This window comes from Leptolyngbya sp. GB1-A1 (assembly GCF_039962475.1).
Taxonomy (GTDB): Bacteria; Cyanobacteriota; Cyanobacteriia; order Elainellales; family Elainellaceae; genus Leptolyngbya_A.
In genome coordinates, this window is record NZ_JAMPLI010000107.1 from 1 (window position 1) to 5,431 (window position 5,431).

At 45.6% G+C, this 5,431-nt stretch carries 1 protein-coding gene and 1 pseudogene; both read right to left on the reverse strand.

Going from position 1 to position 5,431, the window contains the following annotated elements; translation table 11 throughout:
- Positions 1–113 precede the first annotated feature (113 nt).
- Positions 114–329 (reverse strand): annotated as a pseudogene (locus NDI45_RS30565) (four helix bundle protein); the annotation flags it as partial.
- Positions 330–364: 35 nt separating this feature from the next.
- Positions 365–5,431 (reverse strand): PAS domain S-box protein (locus NDI45_RS30570; protein WP_348250040.1); only part of this gene is annotated, 5,067 nt, incomplete at its 5' end.

A 5,431-nucleotide genomic window follows, 5' to 3' on the forward strand; every position in this document is an offset into this window, starting at 1 on the left:
CGTTTGACTGCCTCGATTGCTTTAGTGCGGAGGTCGTAGCTGTAGGGGGCGGACATGAGCATTTCCCAACTCTCTTCTAGCCTCTATGTTACTGTCCTATCTCTGTTGCGTAGGGCTATACCAAGAAACTGGATGTATTCCTTACGATGGTTTCGTCCATATCCCTCAGCAATATTGGCAGGCACAGAAACACAAGCTCTACGAATTTGCGAAGTTAATCCATAAATTTCATGCTTAGGCATCACTTCTGTTGCTTGGTAAACTTCCTTTGCCAATCGCATTGACACTCTCAAAACCTCCAAATCCCGATAACTCTCTAACCTACCCATACCCTACATCCCACACCCCACTTACACCCCACACCCTACACCCCAACCACCACCACAATCTCTGTTCCCTGCCCAGGTTGACTCCTAATCGTCAGTTGTGCGCCGATGCGCTCTGCCCGTTCGCTCATGCCGAGTAAGCCAAAACCCTCAGAGGCTGGCATACTTCCAACTCCAAAGCCCTGTCCATTGTCTCTCACGCGCAACAAAAACTGATCATGCTCGTAGACTAGCTCCACTCGAATTTCGTCAGCATTGGCATGTTTAATCGCATTGGTTAATGCTTCCTGCCCCATCCGTAGTAAGTTATTCTCGACTTCAGTGGGTAGAGAATACACTGCACCCTCAATCTCATAATGTAGAGTGGTATCCATTGCGGCAGCTCTGATTTGAGCGACGAGACGATGTAGAGCGCTCTGTAAACTGCCCTCCTCCAAAAGCTGAGGACGGAGCGCGACAACCGATCGCCGCGCTTCAGTCAGTCCAGTTCGTGCCAATTCTTTGATCAGGTCTAGGTGTGCCTGAGTTGCTTCTACATCATCCGTTAGCACCTGTTTTGCCGCTCCCACCTGAGCCAGAATGCCTGTAAACGCCTGAGCGAGTGTGTCGTGAATTTCGCGTGCCATGCGGTTGCGCTCCTCTAAAATTGAGGCTTCTTCTGCTTGCTTCTGCGCCGTAATATCTCGCACCAGCCAAATCACCTGATCGTGGCTGATTGGGGCAATGCGAGCCGAAAACCACATTTCTCGTCCATTTAGAAACGCACCATACTCGACCGTGAGGATTTGTTGGGTTCTCAGTACCTGCTGAATATAACCTAGAAACTCATCAGCTTCTTCCCTTCCGAGTTGATGCATAGTTTTACCAATCATCTCCTCAAAGGGTTGCCATAGCAGATTTCGTTCCAGTACCATTATTTCAAGGAATCGCCCTTCAGCAGAGAATACAAACAATGGATCGGGAATTGCCTCAATTAGAGTCCGTAGCTTTGACTCTGAGACTTGTAGGGCTGCTTCTGCTTGCTTGCGATCGTCGATATCCGTAACAACTCCCAACGCTCGGATGGGTTCACCGAATTCATTCCAGGCAACAACGTTGCCAACAGCAAAAACCCATTTCCACTGACCATCCTGGGTACGATGGCGATACTCTGCTTGATAGCTGGGGACTTCTCCAGTAAGACTAGCATGGTAAGCTGCAAGCACTGATTCTCTATCGTCAGGATGCAAACTCTCAATCCACCTAGATATGGTTACATGAAATGTTGCTGGATCGTAGCCCAGCATTAAAGGGTATCCTGGGCTAACCACAACTTCTTCAGTTTTGATGTTGAGATCGTAGAGTCCTTGATTTGACGCGGTTAATGCCAAGCGTAGTCGTTCTTCACTTATTTGTAGAGCGGCTTCTGCTCGTTTGCGATCGCTAATATCCGCAGTCACCCCTTCGAGGTAGCCATCGTCTGCATTCAGATAAGCAGAGGAAAGTCCCCAGAACAATGTCCCATCTCGTTTTCGCAGCTGAGTTTCAAAGTTTCGCACTTCCCCATCCCGCTTCATCACCTCAATGGCTTTTTGGCGATCGCTGGGATTTACAAAATAGTCGATGGTGTGTTCCAGCCCAATGATTTCTTCTGGTGAATCAAAGCCATACAGATTGGCAAAGCGTTGATTGGCATTGAGAATTAATCCATCCGAGAGGCGGGTTCGGTAGATGCCAACCTGCGAGTTTTCAAAGATAGCTCGGAACTTGGCTTCACTGCGTTGTAAAGCCTCTTCTGCTTGTTTACGCTGGGTGGTGTCATTGCCAACCGATAAGATTTCAACGACCTCTCCCTGGTCATTGAAGATGGCTTGATTCGACCAGGCCATCCAAACTCGCCGACCGTCTCGACACAGGTTTTCACTCTCGCCTTGCGGGTACGATTGAGGATTACGAAGTAAATCGTGAACAAATGGTTTGACATCGCGTCCAGAGGTTTCGATGTCTGGAATGATAGTTTCAAATAAGGTTCGCCCTACAATCTGATGTTCTTCATAGCCAAGAAGTTTTACCCCATAATCATTGATGTATCGAATTCGTCCTTGCGTGTCATAGCAAATGATGACGGAATTCGCGGTTTGTAGCAGGTTGCGGTAATTGGCTTCACTTTGTCGTAACGCAGCAGTTCGTTCTGCGACCTGTTGCTCTAAAGTGCAGTTGTAGTCGGCTAGGAGTTTCTCGGCTTGTTTGCGCTCTGTAATGTCCTGAAAGGTAGCGATCGCATGAGTGATATTGCCCTGTTGATCAAAAACTGGTGTTCCCCGTGCCTCAAGTAGAATTGAGACATGATCTCGACGAATTTCTATATCTTCAGTCCTGATGCGTTCGCCCCTTAATGCCCGCACATTAGGCAGGCTCTCCGGTGGATAGATTTGATCCGTTCCCGCTACATAAAGCTGATAAGCCTCTGAGAGTTGCTCCGGTGCTATGGAAGTATCAGTTTCTTTGCCCAGGAGTTGATTGCTGCATTGGTTGGCATAGTAAGGGCAACCCGTCGCATCCACGATCGCAATTCCCACCGGAATCGCTTCAAGGAACTGGGTGATCTTGCTTTCTTTAGCTTGCAGTTCTGAGTAAAGGTTGGCATTTTCAATGGCGATCGCTGCTTGAGCCGATAATAGCTGCAAGACCTGCGATCGCTCTGGTGTAAATACTCCAGCTGCTAACCGATTTTCTAAATACAATACACCGACCAGCTTGGCTTGATTCAGCAGCGGCAAACAGAAAATAGATTGAGGCTGGCTCTGTTGAATGTATGGCTCATTAATAAAAGCACCTTCACGAGTCGCATCATTTAAGGTGACAGGCTTTAGAGTCCGAATCACATATTGAATGATTGATTCTGGCAATTGATCGGCAATTGGAATAGACTGTAACACCTGAGTCGCACAAGCATTCTCATCGGCATTGAGTTCACAAGCCGCTTCAATCGACCATTCTCCTGAATTTTCTAAAATCAGATATCCGGTTTGTGCGCCAGCATTCTCAATCAAAGTTTGCATCAGTGATCGCAGCAATTGCTTCAGTTCAATTTCACGAGAAATCGCCTGTGAAGCTTTCATCACTGCTGCTAAATCGAAAGCAGTATGGAAGGGATTAGAGATAGTTTCAGCAGTAATAGGAATTGATGTGGAAGCGGCTCTAGACGACTGAGAAAAGAACTGTGGATAGCGAGTTTCTAAGTCTTTGACTTTAGCAGTTGCGCCCCAACGATCGTAGCAATAGTGCGCCTCTTTCATGTAGGTTTGAGCAAATTTTTCTCGACCTCGCGCTAGATAGTGTTTAGCCGCTAATTCATAAGCTAATGCTTCTTCCTGGATATACTCATTTTCGGCAGCACCTGCAATCGCCCGTTCATAAAACTCTTCAGCCTCAAGAAATTGCCCTAAGACTCGCGCTTTCTCTGCTTCGACTAGATAAAATTTATGTAGATAATTCATTGGGGCATGTTCTGCCCATTTCTGCATTTTTTCTTGGTTGGTGTTAACACAGTTTAGCCAATCTGCTTTTTCAGAGTTTGAAGCATCGAGCAATAGGCTCAAAAGCGCCAGAGAATGATAGAAACAGAATACAGGTAAAACCTTTATTGCTGTTACCTTTTCAAAATTTTGCCTTGCTAAAACAGCAGTCTGTCCAGCTTGATGGTGTTCTTCAAATAGATAACACAACATGACTTTGTGCAAATAGAGTATCTGGATTGCATTTCCATCTTTAACTGCAATAGCGTGTGATAATGCCTGTTCTTCATTATGTAGCCTACTAACTAAGCGGCTGGAATTCTCAGGACTATCTTGCAAATTAAGAATAGTTTGCCGCAATATTGCCAGCCAATTCGAGGGACTTTCTCGTCTAATTTGGTCAATCGATTTGCTGTAAAATGCTGTTTTTTGTTCCAGTTGGGTAAGTTCCTCTCCAGCAAAAAACGAGTTGTGGCACACGTCATATGCAGCATAACCAGCAGTTTCAAAGTCTCCAGTTTCTACTCCATATTGATAGGCATCAGCCAGCATGGGTATTGTGTTCCTAAGATGCACCTTCCAGTGCATGATGTGGGTACTCGACAACGCTAATGCTTTAGCATTCCCTTTTTTGGTATGCAATCGTTCTGCCAAGCTGAGAGCCAGTTGTCCAAATTTATAACCGAGTTCAATGTCTTGAACAACTCCACATAGAACAGATCCGTAAGCAGCATAACTATGTGGTGACCAGGTAGTATTACCGTAGTTAATTGACAGATTTACCCTCTTACATACAATCAGTATCCACAGTGCTGGTAACGTTATAAATGCAGCAGACCCCATATTTGTTGAGATTGACACAGCTGCCAGTGGTTCTGGTGCAGTCATCTCTGGTAAATTAATCAAGTCTTCGATTTCTCGTTCAGCAAGTAGTGCAGCCGTTGACTCCAATTCCCTTTGAATATCTGCCCAACTTGGATTTTCTATTAAATCTATTCCCAAGAGCTTTAACGCTTCCAACCCAGTTTTTAGTGCTTCTTTCAGGTTACCCTGTGACAAATATCTTTGAATTTTGTTATCGTAAACTTGCACTTTGTCAACCACTGTTTTGGCACGATCAAGTACCACTTCTACCAACTGATCCATTTCATCAAAGCAACCCTGGAGATACGCCGCTTCTGCTGCTTCTGAGTACAGCGCTAAGGTGAGATCATACTCACTGAGCCAACTCTCTGAATTGAGGAGTTTAAGCCCTGTAGTGAAATACTTAAAAGCTGCTTCATAAGCCGTTGCTGCCTTTGCTTTCTGACCTGCCATTAAATTCAATCTGGCAATTTCAGTTCGTTCTGGTTGAGCAGTGACAAGTTCCGTTCCTTGATCGAGATGATCCACAATAGTAAACAGTCGGTCGAATCGTTGCTCCGGTGAAGTTTTTTCGAGCAAATTGCGACCGATTTGAAGATGAACAACCTGTTTCTGTGATTCATCAATTAGGGCATAAGCCGCTTGCTGAACGCGATCGTGCAGAAACTTATACTCTTGAACCAACAAGTCTTCATCCAAGTCAGACAGAGGTTGAATTAATCCTGCTTGTATTGCTGCTAGTAG